The 17,956-nt window shown below is 71.1% G+C and carries 14 protein-coding genes and 1 pseudogene; 10 read left to right on the top strand and 5 right to left on the bottom strand.

All coding sequences use genetic code 11. From position 1 onward, the window contains the following. The 4 genes and pseudogenes from D581_RS0136170 to D581_RS0136155 all read left to right on the top strand — a co-directional run. Positions 1-524 (top strand): GNAT family N-acetyltransferase (locus D581_RS0136170; RefSeq protein WP_018961976.1); only part of this gene is annotated, 524 nt, incomplete at its 5' end. 382 nt (positions 525-906) lie between these two features. Then, positions 907-1,809: a DUF6192 family protein gene (locus D581_RS0136165; RefSeq protein WP_018961975.1), complete on the top strand. Its 903-nt coding sequence runs from the start codon at positions 907-909 to the stop codon at positions 1,807-1,809. Between the two features lie 68 nt (positions 1,810-1,877). Then, positions 1,878-2,222, top strand: a pseudogene (locus D581_RS1000000138855) (RacP protein). A gap of 38 nt (positions 2,223-2,260) precedes the next feature. Beyond that, positions 2,261-3,118: an IS5 family transposase gene (locus tag D581_RS0136155; protein ID WP_018961972.1), complete on the top strand. Its 858-nt coding sequence runs from the start codon at positions 2,261-2,263 to the stop codon at positions 3,116-3,118. Between the two features lie 246 nt (positions 3,119-3,364). On the opposite strand, the gene D581_RS01000000138325 is transcribed toward D581_RS0136155, so the two are convergent. The 3 genes from D581_RS01000000138325 to D581_RS01000000138315 all read right to left on the bottom strand — a co-directional run bounded on the left by D581_RS01000000138325 (position 3,365) and on the right by D581_RS01000000138315 (position 6,039). Continuing rightward, on the bottom strand, positions 3,365-3,592 hold the full coding sequence (locus D581_RS01000000138325; protein ID WP_018961971.1) for a hypothetical protein: 228 nt from the start codon (positions 3,590-3,592) through the stop codon (positions 3,365-3,367). A gap of 238 nt (positions 3,593-3,830) precedes the next feature. Next, positions 3,831-4,391 carry a hypothetical protein gene (locus tag D581_RS01000000138320; protein ID WP_018961970.1) on the bottom strand — a complete coding sequence of 187 codons (561 nt, stop codon included), beginning with the start codon at positions 4,389-4,391 and terminating at the stop codon, positions 3,831-3,833. 778 nt (positions 4,392-5,169) lie between these two features. Next, on the bottom strand, positions 5,170-6,039 hold the full coding sequence (locus tag D581_RS01000000138315; protein ID WP_051114699.1) for an ETEC_3214 domain-containing protein: 870 nt from the start codon (positions 6,037-6,039) through the stop codon (positions 5,170-5,172). A gap of 657 nt (positions 6,040-6,696) precedes the next feature. On the opposite strand from D581_RS01000000138315, the gene D581_RS0136135 reads away from it, so the two are divergent. From D581_RS0136135 to tpg, 6 genes are all read left to right on the top strand, one after another. Beyond that, a complete protein-coding gene (locus tag D581_RS0136135; RefSeq protein WP_018961968.1) occupies positions 6,697-7,164 on the top strand; it encodes a hypothetical protein in 468 nt (155 codons plus the stop codon). After that, entirely contained in the window at positions 7,164-8,654 is a 1,491-nt protein-coding gene (locus D581_RS01000000138310) for a hypothetical protein (RefSeq protein ID WP_051114698.1), read from the top strand. The genes D581_RS0136135 and D581_RS01000000138310 overlap by 1 nt, the downstream gene beginning before the upstream one ends. A 22-nt stretch (positions 8,655-8,676) precedes the next feature. Next, a complete protein-coding gene (locus tag D581_RS1000000142495; RefSeq protein ID WP_026291223.1) occupies positions 8,677-10,173 on the top strand; it encodes a hypothetical protein in 1,497 nt (498 codons plus the stop codon). A 72-nt stretch (positions 10,174-10,245) separates the two neighbouring features. Further along, the gene (locus D581_RS1000000141120) at positions 10,246-10,593 is read left to right on the top strand and encodes a hypothetical protein (protein WP_106434508.1); all 348 of its coding nucleotides are present in this window, start codon (positions 10,246-10,248) and stop codon (positions 10,591-10,593) included. A 1,104-nt stretch (positions 10,594-11,697) separates the two neighbouring features. Then, entirely contained in the window at positions 11,698-13,905 is a 2,208-nt protein-coding gene (tap, locus tag D581_RS0136115; protein WP_018961966.1) for a telomere-associated protein Tap, read from the top strand. Between the two features lie 2 nt (positions 13,906-13,907). Next, positions 13,908-14,510: a telomere-protecting terminal protein Tpg gene (tpg, locus tag D581_RS0136110; protein ID WP_018961965.1), complete on the top strand. Its 603-nt coding sequence runs from the start codon at positions 13,908-13,910 to the stop codon at positions 14,508-14,510. 79 nt (positions 14,511-14,589) lie between these two features. Here the strand turns inward: tpg and D581_RS1000000141500 are convergent, their stop codons facing one another. Together D581_RS1000000141500 and D581_RS0136100 are read right to left on the bottom strand one after the other, a co-directional pair. Continuing rightward, entirely contained in the window at positions 14,590-14,730 is a 141-nt protein-coding gene (locus D581_RS1000000141500; protein ID WP_018961964.1) for a hypothetical protein, read from the bottom strand. Between the two features lie 273 nt (positions 14,731-15,003). Further along, positions 15,004-17,475: a DEAD/DEAH box helicase gene (locus D581_RS0136100; RefSeq protein WP_026291221.1), complete on the bottom strand. Its 2,472-nt coding sequence runs from the start codon at positions 17,473-17,475 to the stop codon at positions 15,004-15,006. Between the last annotated feature and the right edge of the window lie 481 nt (positions 17,476-17,956).

Raw genomic sequence — 17,956 nt, 5'->3', positions numbered from 1 at the left:
ACTACACCGGCGCCCACGCCCCCGCACTGCGCCCGCTGCTCCTCGGCGTGTACACCGAGGTCTACGCGGACGCCGCGCAGAGGGACCCGTTCGCCTCCCCGGACCGCTTCGCCGAAGGCCTCGACCACTGGACCGCACGGCCCGGCTGGAGCTGCGTCATCGGCTACGACAAACACCAGCCCGTCGGCTATGCCTACGGAGCACCCCTGCCCCCGCGGTCACGCTGGTGGGGCGGCCTGCTCACCCACGTTCCCGCCGACACCATCACCGAGACCGGCACCCGCACCTACGCCCTCTCCGAGCTGATGGTCCGAGAACCGTGGCGCAAGACCGGCATCGCTCGCCAGCTCCACAACACCCTGCTGGCCTCCCGCAGCGAGGCACGCGCCACCCTCCTCGTCGACCACGCCCACCCCAAAGTCCACGCCCTGTACCAGTCATGGGGCTGGACCACCCTCGGAGACCTACGCCCCCGCTTGCCCGGTGCTCCGCTCTTCCACGCCATGCTGCTCGGTCTGCCCTAGCACCTTGAGGCCCTCGGTTTGGTCGAAGGAGTCCTGACTCATGAGTGCCAGATCGGGCTGTCGGAAGTAGGCCGCCGGGAGAAGCGCTGGAGCGGGTCTCGGGATCGTTGAGAACCCGTCTTCAATCCCTAGTTGACCTTGTTCAGGTGTCTCGTTAGAAGGCTCGTTGCTCGGCTTGCTCTGGTGTCGTGCACGGGCCTGGCCGCGCGCTTGTGGGTGCCGCAGGTGGTTCGGCGGTACGCCTTGGCGGGCAACCCGGTGGAGTCGGATGCTGCGTGATGAGGGGCGAGGGCCGGATTCTTGAAGCGCGCGGTCGGTAGGGCTGGGCCCCGGGCTGCCTGTTGGGGTGGATGTGATGTCTGCGGATTTACGGGTCGGGAGTGTGTCCCGGCGGCGCTATGAGGAGATCCTGGGCGAGGTACGTGAGCTCGTTTCGGCGGAGTCGAAGATCCATTTCCGGATCGGTGATCTCGCTCTGGAGATTGAGCCGCTGCGTGAGCATGGCGGTGCGCATCCGGGTGCGGGGGAGGAAGCGTTCGGGGTGCGGCAGTCTCTGGAGATGTTCGCCGAGGATGTGGGCATTCCTTACGGCAGTGTGCGGGTCTACCGGTTCACGGCCGGGCACTGGCCGCCGGAGCACCGGGTCGAGGGGGTTCCGTTCGAGATTCACCGGATCCTGGAGCAGCTCCCGGATCGTTTCGAGCGGATCACCGATCCGCCCGTCCATCCGCGGACCGGGCAGCGGTGCTGGACCCAGGACGCTGCGAAGCGCCAGGTCGGCTGGCGGGTCCATGCCCCGCAGTTGGTGCAGGAGAAGGTCGAGGCCATCCATGACCTGGCGGCCGATGAGCAGGTCGCGGCACGGATGGCCGCGGACCTGCTGCGCCGCCCGGCGGTCGCGGAACGTGCCGCGGCCGATGACACGGCCAGGCATCTGTTCAACCGGGCTCAGAACGACCGCTGGCACCAGCCCGAACGCTCCGCCGCGCCGACCCCGGCACCGGTCCCGGGCCTGGTGGAGCCGTCGCCGGTGGCTCCGGTGGTGCGGGGGCTGGACCGGGCGATCGAGTTCCTGGACCTGATTGGTGCGTGTCACAAGTTTGTGGCCGCCACGGGCCGCCTCGTCCCGCTGATGCGGGGCCGGACCCTGTCCGACGACGAGCGCGCCACCGTCCAGACCAATATCGCCCGGGTGCGCGCGACGTGCGAGTGGGACGAACACGCGATCGCGAGCGGGGAGCTCGACCCGGACGAGGAACTGGCCCGGCTTCTGCGGGGCGAGTAGCCGTGCCCTACTCCCGCCGCCGCGGCGACAGCGCCCGGCGGCATGCCGACACCATCCGCGGCGCGCTGATGGAAGCCCGCCCCGCAGGCTTGCTCTTCGGCCAGCTGCTCCGCGCCACCGAGCTCTCACCGGGCCAGGCGCGGACGGGGCTGGCGATGCTCCGTGACCAGATCAGCAGCCAGGGATGGCCGCCCCTGGTCTGGTCGCGGTAGGACGGGTACCTGTTCACCGCCGACCCGGACCTGCTGCGCGCCTACGAGCTGGCGCTGGTGCGGCAGCGGCTGACCGAGATCCGCCGGCTGATGACCTCGACCGTGCTCCCGCACGCGGCCCTGGACCCCGACGACCGGTGGATCCGGCACATCGTCGCCCAGCTCAACTCGGTCGAGTCCACCCTCGACCTCATCGCCTGACCGCACCTGTCCACCGGCCGGGGAGAGGGGAGGCACGGATGCGGTCGCGCCGCTATCCGTCGGACACCACGGACGCCGAGTGGTCGCTGATCGAGCCGCTTCTTCCTGTGGCAGCCTGCTTCACGCCCGGGGGTGGTCGCCCCGAAGCGCACCCGCGGCGCGACATTGTGGACGCGATCAGGTTTCTGGTCGACTCGGGCTGCAGATGGCGCTCGCTTCCGGGCGACTTCCCGCCGTTCAAGACGGTGTACGGCTTCTTTGCCCGCTGGACCCGCGCCGGAGTGTTCAACAGGATCCGTGACGCACTGCGGCGCCTGGTCCGCCGGCAGCTGGGCAAACCGCCACGAGCGGTGGCCGCCGTGGTCGACTCACAGTCCGTCAAAGGGGCCGACACCGTTTCCCGGGCCTCACGGGGGTACGACGCGGGCAAACGCGTCAATGGCCGCAAAAGACACATTGCAGTGGATACGCAGGGGCTGCTGCTGTTCGTGATGGTCACACCCGCCTCGGTCCATGACGGCCGGGCCGGGCGCGAGGTCCTGTTCCGGCTCCGGCTGATGCATCCGCAGCTGACCGTGGTGTGGGCCGACTCCGCCTACGGCGGCACCCTCATCCCCTGGGCGAAGAGCGTGCTCCGGCTGACCGTCAGAACGGTCAGCCGGCCCGCGGGAACCACCGGGTTCGTCCTGCTGCCCCGCAGGTGGGTCGCCGAGCGGACGCTGGCGTGGATGATGCACGCCCGCCGCCTGGTCCGCGACTACAAACGCCTCCCCCAACACGCCGAAGCCATGGTGACCATTGCCGCCGGCACCCTGATGGCACGCCGCCTCGCCCGCACACCGGTCCATCCCAACGCCGCCGCCCCCCGCCCCGCCCCATCCCTCCGGACAGCCTGACCCGTGGCCCACTCCGACGAGCCTGCCACAGGGCTGCGGTCACGCCCCCCGAGCGCCGCGGCGGCCCGCTCCCGCACGGCGTCCGCCGCCGCCGTGCCCTGTGCGTTCCGGATCCCGAACGCCGCCGTGACCACCCTCGTCGCGGCGTTCTGCACGTGCGGGTCGGGGACCAGGATCCACAGCGCGGTCAGCGGACGGGTGACCTGGCCCCGGGCGGTGTGGCACTCCACACCCGGCCCGGTGTCGTCACGGGCCGGGCGCGCGGGCGGTCGGCCGCTGCCACAGCGCGCGCCGGAGTACCGCCGCCGCGGCGGCCATGTCGGCGACCGCTGCCACCCCCTCCACCGCCATGGTCTGCGCCGCCGCGGCGGCCTCGCTGCCGCGGGCGGTGCACTGCTGCGCCCAGCCCGTGACGAGCGCGCCGAGCAGAGTCCCGGCGACGGCGAGCACGCCGGCGGTGAGGGTGGGGCCCATGACCCCAGGCTGACGGGGCCGGGCGGGCGGCGGAAGGTGTTGCCCGGTGCCACCGGGGTGGAGGGCGGCGGGCCGCCCCGGGCCCCGGGGGGTGACGGCGGAGCCGAGCCGGTCCGGCCGCTGCCGGGTGCGGGGCGGCAGCGGCCGGGGCGGGCTCCCGTCAGGGCGCCGCCGGACGGTTCACGGGGCCTGGCCGCGATGCCGTGCAGCGTCGTCGGGCGCCCTGCTGGTGCGTGGGCTAGTGATGACGGTAGGAGCTGATCTGGTTGTCCAGCGCACCCAGCCAGGGTGTGTCCGAGCCGAAGTACTGGGACGCGCCGCCGAAGCCATAGTGCTCGAACGCGTTCAGATGGCAGTTGCTGTAGAGCATGAAGGAGCTGACGTGGTCATTCCAGCTGGCAAGTATGGATGACACTTCCCAGTCCCACGTGTCGTTGTTCGTGCACGGGCCCGTACCGGTATTGGTGAGGCTGGTCCCGCCATAGTTGGGGTTCGCATACATGATCGACAGGATGAACGTGCTTGCGGCGGTGCGTGAGGTGCGGGTGTCCGCCTGCTTGTTGAGCTGGTCGACGAAGTTGGGGGTTCGGGCGGCCTTTTCCTGGGTGGCGTCGGTGACCCGGCCGCCCGTGGCCGCGGCGATGCTCTCGCGGAAGGTCTTGTAGCAGGTCGTCTTGTTCGTCTCCGCCTGGGCGACGCAGTGGGGGCCGGTCCCGGACACCCGGGGCGCCTGGTCCGCCGCGGTGGCCGACGGTGTTGTCAGCATGCCGACGGATGCGACGGCCGCGAGGACGGCCATACCTGCTCGTGTTCTCACGTGTTCTCACCTCTCCGTGGTGGGTACCGGCCGGTTCCCGGCCGGTACCGCGGTCCGCCCGGTGGCGTACCGGCCGGGAAGAGGAAGATCTTGGCCCAGGCGTTGCCTCCCGCCCGACAACTCCGCTCCGTGACGCCCGGCTTGGAGCGATTTCGCCGGACCCGGCCGCACGGAGGCGACCGAGCGGTCTCGACTCCGGTGAACCCAGGGGGCTGGTTCCGGGGGTCAGGCCCGGAATGCCCCCGCGCCCCGGGGAATGAGGCGGGGTGGTCAGCGGCTGGGCCAGACGACGGTCAACACCACCAACGACACTGCGCCGAATGGGTGACGGGCCGGGCACCCACATTCTCAAGATCACCCCCGTGCCCCCACCCCACGCAGGTGTGCCAGAGCTCTGCGACGCTCGCGCCCGGGCACGGGATACCAACAAGATCGCTGGAGGTTCAAGGACGGGTTCTGAGGGGCAGCCCCGCTGCATCACTACGACCCCGGTGGCGACCAGGCGGTGTGCGCCGAAGCCGCCGTTGCGGCGGCTGTGCTGGATAGGGCCGGGGTAGCCCGTGCCGTATGGGGTGCGCGGGTCAGGGCGGGTCTCCGGAGTACGGCCCGAACCGACGGTGGCGGTGGCTTCTGCCACCGCCACCGGACCCGCCCCAGAACGATCAACTCGCCGTAGTCGGCGCATCCGTCGATGTGAGCAGTCCGGGAGGCCCTTCCCCAAAGGAATCAGGAGGTTCTACCTCGGGTCGTGAGCGTCCCGTCAGTATCTGTCCCACGCGCCTTTACGCCGGGACATCGAGCGTGCAATCGCTGATGTGACGGAGTGGTATCTGGAGGTCAATGCGACGCGTGCGGGGTGGCGGAGTTCGAGGAGCCGGACGGTGTCGAGGTCAGGTGCGATGCCCCGGGGCAGGATGCTGTTCAGGTCGATCGCGGGGCCGACGATGAGTACGGAGTTGATGCGGGCCGCTCGCCGGTACGCGGCCACCTCTGCGGCGGCCCACGCGTCTCCTGCGCAGCCGATCGGCGGCGCCAGCGGGGAGCCCGCGTCGCTCATCCCCACCGCCCAGTGCAGGTAGCCTCCGGGGTTCCCGAAGTAGTGCTGTTCGGCGTAGCTGAAGCGGCGCGCCCCGAGCTCGTGCCACGGGCCGCCCCCCTCCGAGTCCGGGCCAGGCAGAGCAGCCAGAGGCGTTTTCCCGAGCGTGATCCGGTACGGACCGACGGATACCCGGGGCCTGAAGAGCCGACTGCGGGTGGTGAGGGAGTACATCAGCACTTCGTCGCCCTCGTTGCACCAGGTGACAAGGTAGCCCAGCAGGCCCAGCGGCCACGTTCGCACCGTCATCTCGACGTCTTCGAGGACACCGTCGGACTCGTCGTCACCGACGCTGCTCCTGTACTTCCGGACTGTCGTTTCGTGCTTCCACGCGGGCTCGCCGAAGTGCTGCGTGACGTAGTCGTGGCGCACGTACGGGGCGATACGTCGGTACGCCCGGACCAGCCGGCGACGCTTGCCGAGAGAAGCATTCCACCACCCCCGCGCAACGCCGGAGAGGGTGTAGAGGGCGGTCAGGACCGCGGCCAGCGTCCAGACGTTCAGCTTGGTGTCGATCACAGGGGAGAAGGGCACGCGCACATCTTGCCGCGCCGCCCGCTACCCGAGCTCCGTATCGGCTGACCGGTCTGTCCGTAAGGCGGCAGTGGCAGCCTCAACCGCGCCGCGGGACGCGACGGCGGGTCGTGGTCGGGACGCCCGTCGCGTACCTGGGAGACCGTCCGGTCGTTGTCCGTCACGAGGCCGGTTTCGGGGCTTCCCGGTGCGCGCCGCCGCCCCGGTCGCCGAGCGGGTCGTGCACCGTGCGGGCCGGTGGTCCCGCGGCCAGTGGCGGGGGTTCAACCAGTGAGTGGGCGTCGTTTCGTTGTTGGGTGTGTGGGGGTGTGTGGGGGTGGGTGGGTGTGTGGGGGTGGGTGGGGTGGTGGGTGGTGTGGGTGTGGTGGTGGTTTGTGGGGTGGTGGTCCGTGGGGTCGGCGGTGGTGGTGGTGCGGTGGTGGTGGTGGTGGTGGTGCGGCGGCCGTGCGGCGTCGCGGTGGTGCGGCCGTGCGGCGGCGGCGGTGGTGGTGGTGCGGTGGTGGTGTTCGCGGTCTTGCCGTGCCGCACTGCCGGGGTGCGTGAACCATTTTTTTCAGGCATTAGAAAGGGGGAGCCAGTTAGTGCGTAATAGGTGCAGTAACAGCTGAACGGCCAAAACACCCCGACGCCCCCGACGCCGGAAAGAGAGGTATCCGAATGGCCGCCGAACAACGAACCCAGCGACGTGAACGACACCAGACCGAGACACGGGACAAACGCCTCTACGTCACGTTCAGCGCGACGGAACTCGCGGTCGTCAAAGCCGCCGCCGACCGCGAACAGATGGCCCCCGCCGCGTGGGCGGGACGCCAGCTGATGGCGGTCGCGCAGCACACCCTGATCCCCGTCTCCGCCGATACCGGCGACGTGCTGCGCGAGCTGATCCGCTCCCGGGCCCACCTCCAGGAAACCGTGACCGCCCTACGCGCGCTGACCATCCCGACCGTGCCGTTCCCGGTCGTTTTCACCACCCCCGCCGAGCGCCCTTGTGCCGCACTGCCGAACGCCGTCGCGCCCGTGCTGCCCGAGAAGGTTCGTGTGGTGCTGGATGAGGTGTTGAGCGCGGTCCGCAGGGTGGACGAGGCGACGGTCCAGGTGATGCGGGAGAGGCGCCCGCGCTCGTGATGCCGAAGAAGGGGGAGCAGGGCGCGGACACCGCCGGTCTCCTTGCCTATCTCTTCGGTCCGGGGGACCGGGACGAGCACACCGACCCCCACCTCATCACCGCCTGGGACCCCGCTCTGTCGTGCCCGGCACGACATCCGGACCGCATGACCCTGTCCGCTCTCGCGCTGCTCCTGGACGCCCCGGTCGACGCCCTGCGCGGACCGAAGCCGGCCGAGCACGTGTGGCACGCCTCCATCCGCAACGCCCCCACCGACCGCACCCTGTCGGACGCCGAGTGGGCGACGGTCGCCGCCGAAATGGTGGCCGTCGCCGGGATCGCTCCGCACGGTGACGAACATGGCTGCCGATGGGTGGCGGTGCGTCACGCACCCGACCACATCCACCTCCTGGCGACCCTCGCCCGCCAGGACGGCCGCCACCCCCGCATCCGCGGCGACATCCCTAACATGCACACCGCCGCCCGTGCTTTCGAGACCGCCTGGGGCCTGTCGCCGATGTCACCGCTCGACGAGACGGCACGCCGCGCCCCGGCCACCGGCGAGGCCGAGAAGGCCGCCCGCCGGGGCCTTACGGAACCCGCCCGCGCAACCCTCCAGCGCACCGTCCGGCAGGCCGCCGCCCTCGCCACCGACACCACCGACTTCCTCACCCGGCTCCGCGACGCCGGCCTCCGCGTGCGCGAGCACCACGACGAGAACGGGACCGTCGACGGGTACGCGGTCGCGCTGCCCGGCGACCGCGCCGACCACGGCTCACGTCCGGTCTGGTTCTCCGGCCGGACCCTCGCCTACGACCTCTCCCTGCCCCGCATCCGCGAACGCTTCCACCTCACGATCACCCCCGCCGACATCACCCGCGCGCACACCCGGATCCGCGAGGCCGCAGCCCTTCTCGCCCGCGCCGGCCGCACCGAGGGTGCGGGCGACGTCGCCGCCCTGGGCGACCTCCTCGCCGTCGCCGCCGCCGTCTCCCCGGCCGCCGTACGCGACAAGGTCCGCGCCGCGGCCGCCCGGTTCGAGCAGGCATCCCGCGCCCCCGGCGCCCGCACCCTCGACGGCACAGCCCGCACCCGGTTCAAGGCCGCCACCCGCGCCCTGGAACACGCACCCAGAACAGCCCGCGCCGGCGGCGCACCCGCCGTCCTCAACCTCCTGCTCGCCCTCATCGAAGCCATCGAAGCAGCGACCGCCTGGCACCGCGCCCAGAACCACCGCGCCCAGACCACAGCCGCCGCCCAGGCCGCCGCCCTCCTCCGCGAAGCCGCCACCCTGACCGGCGCCCCCGCCCGTACGTCGACGCCGCGTACGTCGACGCCGCGTATGACACCGCCGTCGCCGTCGACACCGCCGTCGACGCCGCGCACCGTACGGGTGACGCCCGCCCCGGCGCGTGGCCCCGCCCCGCTCCCGCCCGTTACCGCAGTACCGCCCCGGCCTCCCGCCGGACCGCCCCCGGGACCCGGGACGGGCCCGGGGCGCTCGCGCTGACCACGACGAAGGAGCCTTCCCCGTGACGACCCCCGCCCCCGCGCCCGCTCAGCTTCAGGGTGAGCCGTTCTCCGAAGCCCTGTCCGAGGCCGCGCAGGCCGCGGCGATGTCGGTCCGGCTGATCCTCACGATCGCGGACGCGGCCCGCCGTGCCTCCCAGAAACACCACCACGGTAAGGAACAGGAACTCGACCAGGACTTCGGGCAGGTCGCGGAGTCCTGGTGGTCGGCCGACGAGCTCGGCAAGCACGTGCCCGCCTCTCTCCTCGACCACCTCACCAACAGCCCCGACTGGCCGGTGATGGCCCGCCAGCTCATGTCCCTCAGTCACGCCGGCGTCGACCTCACAACGTTCCTGCCGAACCTGGGCACCATGGCCTCCGGTGTCGAGCGGGCCGTGGCGAAGAACATCTTCCGCACGAAGGCCGAGGGCACCGACCGCTGGGCCGACCTCCTGCGCACGACCATCCCCGAAGGCCTCATCCGCGACGCGATCATCGCCTCCCCGGCCTGGCCCGACATCGCCGCCCACATGGGCCGCCTCCACGACCAGGGCGTCGACGTCGCCCGCATCCTCACCGACGCCCACGCCGCCGGCCTCCGCGTCGACCAGGCCATCGCCGCCGCCGTCGCCCCCGCCCCGACCTCCGCTGTTTCCGCTCCGGCCGCCGGGCCGGCTCCGGCCGCAGCTCCGCCCGCCCCCACCGCGACTTCGCCCGCTGCTCCCGCCCCGACCCCCGCTGCTCCCGTCCCGGCCGCCGGGCCGGCTCCGGCCGCAGCTCCGCCCGTGCCCGCTGCTCCGACCCCCGGCGCGTCCGCCCCGGCCACCGCGCCGAACCCTGCTGCGCCGGCCCCCCAGGCTCAGAAGCCCGATCCGTGGGCCGCGCCGGCCGCCCCCGCTCCGGCTCCTCCTGTTCCAGCCCCGCCCGCCACACCTGCTCCTGCTCCGGGCGCCGGGCAGACTCCCGGTCCGTGGGCCGCCCCGGCGGTGAGCACCGACGCGAAGAATCTCTGGGGCCCGCTGACCGAGGGCCTGAACATTCCCCGCGACCTCGACCTCGCCGACCGGGCCCGCGCCCTGGACCAGCTCGGCGTCACCCCCGCCGCTCACCGCACCCTGGTGAGCGAGGTCAACCAGACCCTCCCCCAGCAGGAGGCGGCGTTCCTGGTGAGCTCCCGTCAGTGGCCCGTCCTCGCCCACCGGATGCACCGCATGGCCCAGGAAGGCGTGCCCTTCGCCGCGCACCTCGCCCGCATCGCACCCGACACCGCCCCCTGGCGCGTCGGCCCGCCCTCCAGCATCACCGCCCGCCTCCTCCTGGCCACCCACCACGCCCTCACCACACCCCTCGACCAGCCCCTGCCCACCGGCCCCCGCGTCTCCACCACCGCGGCCCGCTCCCGCTCCACCACCGCCCCGGACACCGCGCCGCCGAAGCAGACCGCCCCCGCCGGACCCGCCGTACCCGCACACCGGCAGCAGACCACCCCCGCACCCCGACAAGGACGCGGACGATAACCCCCGGCCCGGCTGCCGTTCCTGCGCCGGTCCTTGTGGCATCGCGTCCCCGATCCGGGAGACGATGCCCGTGTGATCAACCGGGAGATCTCCTCACGCCTGGCAGCCGGGCACGGCCGCCGTGTCACCCAGCTCGCCGAAGCGGCGACCCGCTGGGGCGGACAAGTACCCGACGACCCGGGCATCACCGAGCTCGCCGATCTCCTCGAAGCCGCCGTCGATGCCCCCGGCCGGCTCGGCGGCCCGGGGCACACCGCCAGGACCCTCCTGGCCGGTGCCGTCGAGAACCTCCGGGCAGCCGCCCGGCTCGGCGGCCTGCTCCCCGTAGTCACCCTGTGGCACCTGCAACGCGCCATAGACCAGGAACACACAGCCCAACAGCACACCGTCCCCGCGCAACGCCAGGGACACAGACGGTAGACCCGCTCGTTCGGGATCCACCACCGAGGCGAAGGCCGCCAATACGGTCGCCGTGGAGGCCGACCGCGACTACTGGGCGCCGCGCCGGCGCCGATCGGCGGGAAGCTGGAGCTCGGCGGTGCCAGACGGGGTGAGGCGTGACACCGGCTGTCGTACGATCGTGGGGGCGGAGAGAAGGCCGCCAGAAGTAAAGAGAGCCGGCCACCGGTTGCGACCCGGTAGTCGGCCCTCTCCGCAGGTACTGCGGTTACTGAGCCCGGCCGTCCAATATCCGGCCGGGCTCAGTCATGTGACTGGGTCGGCACGGTACGTCCGGGGTCATTCTCTCGTTTCTCATCCGAGATATTGCAGTACGTCGATGATCAACATGATCACCGGTGCCCAGTCCACCACCGCCTGACGGATCGACGGGCGGGTGCGGCAGGTGCACGGTTTCTCTGATCTCATCGCTTGCTTCCTTTCGCTGGCCCCAACTGGCCCTGGGGCAGGGCCGCACCGATCTGGTGCAGTTCTGTGAGGGGTCAACTCGCGGAAGCAGGACCCATCTTAGTTAGTCCTCGGGTTCGACGCTGGCCGGCGAAGCGACCTCACACCTGGATTTCGAAAACAGAAACACACCTTCTGGTCGGCCTCTCAGGTGAGCGCTGGAGCTGAGGCGCTGGAGCTGAGCATTCTCACGGGGCGCCGACCCAGGTGCGAGCGCATCATGCCCGGCCAACCCTGCCCGGCTCCCCCGGGGGCGAGGAACGGATTGTTCTGGCCCCACCTAGGAGTCGTTGGGGTGGGATGTACTCGTTTGGAGTAATGCCGGAATGACCCGGGTTCGTGGCCGGGATCACGCTGTGCCAGCATCTGCGCCCGGCTCATCCGGGCACTCTCGGTGGGCATGTGACGCCGATACGGCACTGCTGACTGGGGGTGGGCGGACATCAAGGCAGGTCAGTGATTCGCAGCTTCCCGCCGATCGGCGGGAAGCCGTTGCTGTACGTAACTTTCGGTGATGTCCGGGTGGAGGGGGCACCGCGAAAAACTCGAAAGAGTTAAATCAAAAGGCTAAATCCAGGGCTCATGTGCACTAGTGTGAGTGCCTGGAGGTGATGCCGTATGGCGTCGCAAGAAGAGCTGGAAGAGCTGTTCGGGCTGGTGGATGCCCTGCTGGAGGAAGAACCGCAGCTGCCGTCCCCGGCTGAGCGGGCCAGGTTGCGGGAAGCGGCCGGGGTGACGCAGACGCGTCTCGCGCAGGCGTTGAAATCGACCGCGCAGACGGTGAAGAACTGGGAGAACGGCCGGTCCGAGCCGCGCCCGCCCCGGTTGGAGGCCTACCAGCGGATCCTGAAAGGGTGGGCGGCGAAGTACCCGGTTGTCCCGGTGTCCGGGCCCGCCCCGGCCGCCGCGTCCGTCCCGGCCCCCGCGGTGAGCGCGGTGAGGACCGCGCCGGACATCCCCGACGCGCCCCCGGCCCCCGAGACTGCGCCCGCCTCCGAGGCCGGGCCCGCGCCTGCACCGGCCCGGCCCGCCGCCCCAGAACCCGCGTCCCCGGCCACCGCTCCGACCGGCCCCGCCCGGCCCGCCGTCTCCGGCCGGCCGACGGCGGCCCGTACGCCCGCCCGCAAAACCGCCGCCCGCCCCGGATCCGGCCCGGCCGCCACGACCGATCCCCGGTACGCGGCCGGACCGCTCCTCGTCCTGGACGGCGACGGCACCGCTTATGGCATCGGCGGCCTGGTCCTGGACTGCCCCGCCCGCACGATCCCCCAGCTCGTCGCCTGGACCCTGGAACAGGCCGTCGGCGCCCCCGCGCTGAACCGCCACGGCATGCCCGTCGACCCGCTGGTCGTCCTCACCGAACAGGCCGCCGTGGCGCTGGGTCTGCCCGCCCGCCTGGAGGGCCACGACCAGCGCGCCGGGCTGCGACTGGAGGACGACCACCCCATCGTCAAGCAGATCACCCGCGCGAAGTGGAAGCTGACCCTGCGCGGCTTCGGCCCCTGGGCCCGCGTCTACCGCCCCGCGAAAGCCGGGCAGCGCCAGTGCGTCCAGTTCGCGATCCCCTCCTGGGGAGCGCTCGACGCCCGCGCCTGGCCCGGCGTGACGAACATGGACGCCCCCGAGATCGCCCGCGTCCTCGGCCTCTACGCAACCCGGGTCACCACCCCGCGCGGCTCCACCGCCGTCACCGGCCTGGAACTGATGACCGCGCTCCGGCCGCCGACCCGCGCCGTCCGCGACGAGAGCACCGGCGGCTGGGTCTCCGGCCACAACCCCGGCAGCCTCGGCACCGACCCCGTCGACTGCGCACCCCCCGAAGCCCCGCCCGAGCACCCCCTCGCCCAGGGCTGGAAGGGCGGGTTCATCAACGAAGAGGTCTTCCAGTGGGTCCGCGACCCGGACCTGCTGTCCGGCGACGAGGTCGCCCTCGCGTTCGCCCTGGGCCTGGACGTGAACGCCGCCTTCCTCGCCGCCACCTCCCGCCTCAACGTCGGCCTCTGCGCCCCCGTGCACGTACTCCGGCCGACGTTCGACAAGAAAGTCCCGGGCTGCTGGCTGGCCGACCTCTCCCACATCGGCCTGGACCCCCGCCTCCCCTCGCCGTTCACGCCGTCCGGGGCGCGGCCGACCGGCCCGGCCTGGTACGAGACCCACACCGTCGCCTACGCCCAGGAGCTCGGCCACAACGTCGAACCGCTGGAGGCGTACGTCCGGCGCGATTCCGGCGCGTACCTCGACCCGTGGCACGACCGGCTCAAGGCCGCGCTGCTGGACACGATGGCCGACCTCGGTGTCCGCCCGGACATGGAGCCCGCCGACCTGCTCGCCGCGATGGAGCACCTGCCCGAACAGGACCCCGGGCTGCGGGCCGTCCTCGCCGCGATCAAGGCCACCGCGAAGGGCGGCATCGGTAAACTCCGCGTCCGCGCCGGCGGACTCCACTACACCCCCGGCGAACGCTGGCCCGCCCTGGACCGTCCGACCTGGCGACCCGACATCCGCGCCGCGATCATCAGCAAGGCCCGCATCAACATGCACCGCAAGATGCGCAAAATGGCCGAAGTGGGCCTCTTCCCGCTCGCCGTGCTCTCCGACTGCGTCGTCTACCCGAGCCGCACCCGCAACCCCCTCGACCTCCTCCCGTACACCACCAGCGGCAAACCGCTCCCGGGCAGCTTCCGTCTCGGAGCCGCCCCCGGCCTGGTCAAACTCGAAGGCGCACAGACCATGGACTGGGCCGTCGACCTCATGGACAAGGGCACCAACATCGCCCGGATCATCAAGGGCGACGGCCACGACGCCGCCCTGGACGCAGGGGAGTAGACATGGCACGCACCATCCGCCCCCACGGCGCAGCCGACGACGACGCCCTCATCGGCGACGCCCTGGAACGCGCCAGCCGCGAGACCTTCACCGCCGACCCGCCCCGCACCCTCCAGGGCCAGATCAACTACCTGCTCCGCCAACTCGGCACCGCAAAGGCCGTCGCCGCCGAACTCGGCGTCACCGCCGACTCCGTCAACCGCTACCGCCGCGGCGCCCGGAAGAACCCGCCCAAGCGCGTCGCCGACCGCATCAAGGACGCCGTCCGCTCCCGCTGGCAACCCCGCGTCCGCCAACGCGCCCGCCGCCGCGCCGCCGCCACCAGCGGCGTCACCGTCGAGTTCCGCGCCCAGTTCGGCTACACCGCCCCCGCCGGCACCACCGACGAAATGCGCCTCCGCCTCCTCACCCTCCACCTCCCCCCGGAATACGCAACGAGGCTGTTCGACGCACAGGCCGGGACCAACGGCGAGAACCCCAACGAGGTCCTGGCCGAAGCCGCGCAGGTGCTGTACTTCCAGACCGACAGCGAGACCGGCGGCGCCCGCGCCCAGGACCTCGAAGTCGAGATCACCAACATCGACTACATCGCCGCCCGCTACTGACGGGCCACCACGCACACAAGGGCGGGTCCCCGGCATCGCAACTGCCGGGGACCCGCCCTCTTTCACCCTAAACGGCCAGTCACATACCGAAATGGCTCTCCGCACGCATGGCCAGCCGCTCCGCCAGCTCATCCAGGTCAACGCCCTCGACCCCCTCAAGCCCGGTGAGCTCACCGCGCAGGACCGCCGCCAGAGAAAAGTCATCCTCAAAGTCATCCATGGGCGGGAGTCTGCCACCGCTCGTGATCACACCAGGCCAGGCACCTGATGCAGGATCACACCCCCGCCCGAGGGCGAAACCGCCAGGCCGGGGAGCGTGAATTGCCTAGGCTCCCCGTACCCCGTGCCGACATGGAGCGTGCGGGACAGGACCCGGTCCCCGCCCCGGCGGGAGCAGGAGTACGGCCGGAGCCGCACAGCCCTGGTGCCGGTGGCATCACCGCCACCAGCACCAGGGCCGTTCACTCGCCGAACAAGGTTCAGGACGTCTCGCTCACACGGCCGCCGCCCACTCCAGCCCCAGACCCGCCAGCCGCTCCAACTGCCCGACGGTCAGCTTGTCCCGCCGGCTCTTCACGTTCGACAACCACACCCCCAACTTCACCTCAACCTCAGCCCCGTCCGGCCCCGCGAGAACCTCGACATGCCCGCGGCTGACCGGCCCCGACGACCCCGTCCGCTCCCGGTACTGCGCCAACGCCGCACACCCCCGCTCAAACGCCCCCGAACGCCCCCCAGAGGCCCGCACAGCCGCCTTCGGCCCCGGAGGCAACGGCACCACACCCAACGCCTCCAGACGCGCACGCTGCCCCTCCACCAGCCCCCCCCAGACCACATGCTGACGCTGCCGCTCCAGCCACCGCCCCACATCAACACCATCCACCGTCACCCCCGGCACGATCTCCTCCAGCGCGGACCCCATCACCACCAGACCCTCCACACCGGCAAGACTGCGCTGCCAGTCCACCGGCCACACCGGACGCCAGTCCGGATCGATCGCCGCCAACTGCTCCGCACGCCGCCCCGCCCGCACCGGGTCCTTGCCCAGCCCGCCGGCCTTCCGGCAGTTCGCCAGCCACTGCCCCACCGGCTTGTCCAGCGCCGTCGCCGTGAGCGGAGCCGCCAGCGTCCCCTTCTGCGCGAAGTACGCCCGCGCCGCCGCCAGGTTCTCCTCCCACGCCACCTCCGCGGGCTCCCACACCATCCCCAGCGCGTCCAGATCCTCCGCCCGCTCCGGCACCATCGCCCCGGCCTGGAGCGCCCGCCGCTGATCCGCCAGCCACCGCCCCAACGGGAAGGAATGCCCCTGGGGCATCAGTTCGCGGTGCTCGTACGGCACCGCGAGATCCCCCGTCCGCTCCCGGTACGCCACCGCGGCCCGGTGGCCGGCCTTCCAGTTCGCGTGCTCCGGCTCCAGCAGGTTGTACTTCACGAACCGGGCGATCAGCGCCGGATCCCGGTGCGTACCGAACCGCAGCAGCATCCGGTGATCCTCCTCGCCCTCCTCCGGCTCATCGCCCAGGAACGAAGCCCTGCCCTTCGTTCGCTTCGTATCCTCCTGCGGAATCGCGAGCATTTCCACCGCCCGCTCATCATGCGCACGAAGCCCAGAAAGCACCTTCACCAAAGGCCGATAAGCCAGCGAATAAGGCATGTCTTCCTTGACCTCTTCCGGGCCGAGAAAAACCGGCACAACAAGCGTCGCCAATTTCCCCTGATTCGGCTTCTGCCGCAACGCCCGGCCAATCGCCTGCACAATATCGACCGCCGAACCCTTCGGGTCGATCAGCGCGACGGAATCCACCGACGGCACATCCACACCCTCACCCAGCACACGGCAATTCGACAGCACCGCACGCCCCGCACGGCCACCGAAATCACGCAGCCGGTCCTCCCGCACATCCGCCTCATGCTCACCCGACAGCCAGTTGGACCACACCGCCGCCGGATGCCACTCCGGATCCTCCGCGTGGAGTTTCCCCGCCACCCGCTCCAGCCCCTCCGAGAACGCCCGCGCCTCGACCGTGCGGTGATGGAACGTGATACACCGCGTCAACCCGTGCGCGGACATCGCCTCCAGGAGCGCCGCCTGGAGCACCGCCAGGCGCTCACCCCGCACATGCTCCTCGTGCCGCTCCTCCCCATACAGCCGCTCCAGAGTGAGGGACGCGTCCTGGAGCTCCACCACCACGATCTGATACCGCGCCAGCAGCCCCCGGGCGATGGCCTCCGACAAGTCCAGCTCGAACAGCGTGGGCCCGAAAATGGCCTCATCATCCATCGAACAGGCCATCTCCTCCGGCAGCCGGTCCACCGTGGCCGCCCCCTCCCCGCCGCCGCCCGGCTTCCCCTTCCGCCACCGACGCGGCGCCGGCTCCTGCCAGATCCGCGGCGTCGCCGTCATGTACAACCGCCGCATCGACGGCACCAGCTCCTGGTCATGAACCGCCGCCCACGCCTTCCCCAGCGACCCGCTGGTCCGGTGCGCCTCATCCACCAGGAGGACGTCCCACACGTCCATCGGCAGCCCGTACTCGCCCCCGTGCGCCGCGATCAGCACCGGCAGGCTCGCGTACGTCGCGAACACCGTCACGGGTCCGTGGCCGTGCCACAGGGCGAGCTGCGGCGCGTTCGTCGTCACCCGCACCCCGAGCGAATACAAACCCGGGTCATCCGTCATCGAGCACACCGCCACCGTCGGGCCCGAATGCCCGAAAGCCCGCCACTCCTTAACCGTCTGCGCCAGCAGCGCCAAAGTCGGCACCATCACAAGGACCCGACCGTGCGGGGCCAGACGACGAACCGCAGCAGCACCGATGAACGTCTTTCCAGTGCCGCACGCACTGACCACAGTGCCCCGCAGACCCTGCGGAGGAATCTTCATACCCGGAGGAATATCGAGACCCGCCACGGCAGCGTCCACCGCTTCAATCTGATGCGGGCGGAGCGGGAATTGTTCCGTCATTTCTTGTCTCCATCCCAGAGGGAGAGGCGGTGAGGGTTCATCCGTGATCCTACCCAGTGCATCATCTGATGCACCACGGTCCTACAGCACGATGCATTACATCGGATGACGTTGTCCTGTTTCCGCCCCAGCGCGGCCGGTCGACGTGCTACCCTGCGGGAGCAGTGCGAGTTTTACCCGCCCCGCACGATCCCGCCCGGGGTCACCGGTTCGTGATCGTACCTGCTGACACAGTTGATGCACCGCCACCTCCCTGCCGTAGCCAGCCCGGCGGAGCCGGAGGGGTGGGAGCGCAGCGGACACCCTGTCAGGCCCCGCGTGCGGGGCCAAGAATTGGAGCGCAGCGGAAATTCTATTGCCCGCGTGCGGGCAATCCATAAACGCGTCAGCGTTTATGGAGCATTCCGCATTTATCTTTAGAATTCCGCTCGCGGAATTCTTTCATTTCCAGGCGCTCGCGCCTGGTATCCCGCTCCGCGGG

It is taken from the genome of Streptomyces sp. CNB091, assembly GCF_000377965.1.
Note: the sequence above shows the minus strand (reverse complement) of the source record. Positions and strands in the feature narration are given on the sequence as shown.

What these genes read in the sequence shown, in the direction of transcription:
- D581_RS0136155 (WP_018961972.1), top strand. Translation starts at nt 2,261, where the DNA reads ATGCGGTCGCGCCGCTATCCGTCGGACACCACGGACGCCGAGTGGTCG.
- D581_RS01000000138325 (WP_018961971.1), bottom strand. Translation starts at nt 3,592, where the DNA reads ATGGGCCCCACCCTCACCGCCGGCGTGCTCGCCGTCGCCGGGACTCTG.
- D581_RS01000000138320 (WP_018961970.1), bottom strand. Translation starts at nt 4,391, where the DNA reads ATGGCCGTCCTCGCGGCCGTCGCATCCGTCGGCATGCTGACAACACCG.
- D581_RS0136135 (WP_018961968.1), top strand. Translation starts at nt 6,697, where the DNA reads ATGGCCGCCGAACAACGAACCCAGCGACGTGAACGACACCAGACCGAG.
- D581_RS01000000138310 (WP_051114698.1), top strand. Translation starts at nt 7,164, where the DNA reads ATGCCGAAGAAGGGGGAGCAGGGCGCGGACACCGCCGGTCTCCTTGCC.
- tap (WP_018961966.1), top strand. Translation starts at nt 11,698, where the DNA reads ATGGCGTCGCAAGAAGAGCTGGAAGAGCTGTTCGGGCTGGTGGATGCC.
- tpg (WP_018961965.1), top strand. Translation starts at nt 13,908, where the DNA reads ATGGCACGCACCATCCGCCCCCACGGCGCAGCCGACGACGACGCCCTC.
- D581_RS1000000141500 (WP_018961964.1), bottom strand. Translation starts at nt 14,730, where the DNA reads ATGGATGACTTTGAGGATGACTTTTCTCTGGCGGCGGTCCTGCGCGGT.
- D581_RS0136100 (WP_026291221.1), bottom strand. Translation starts at nt 17,475, where the DNA reads ATGACGGAACAATTCCCGCTCCGCCCGCATCAGATTGAAGCGGTGGAC.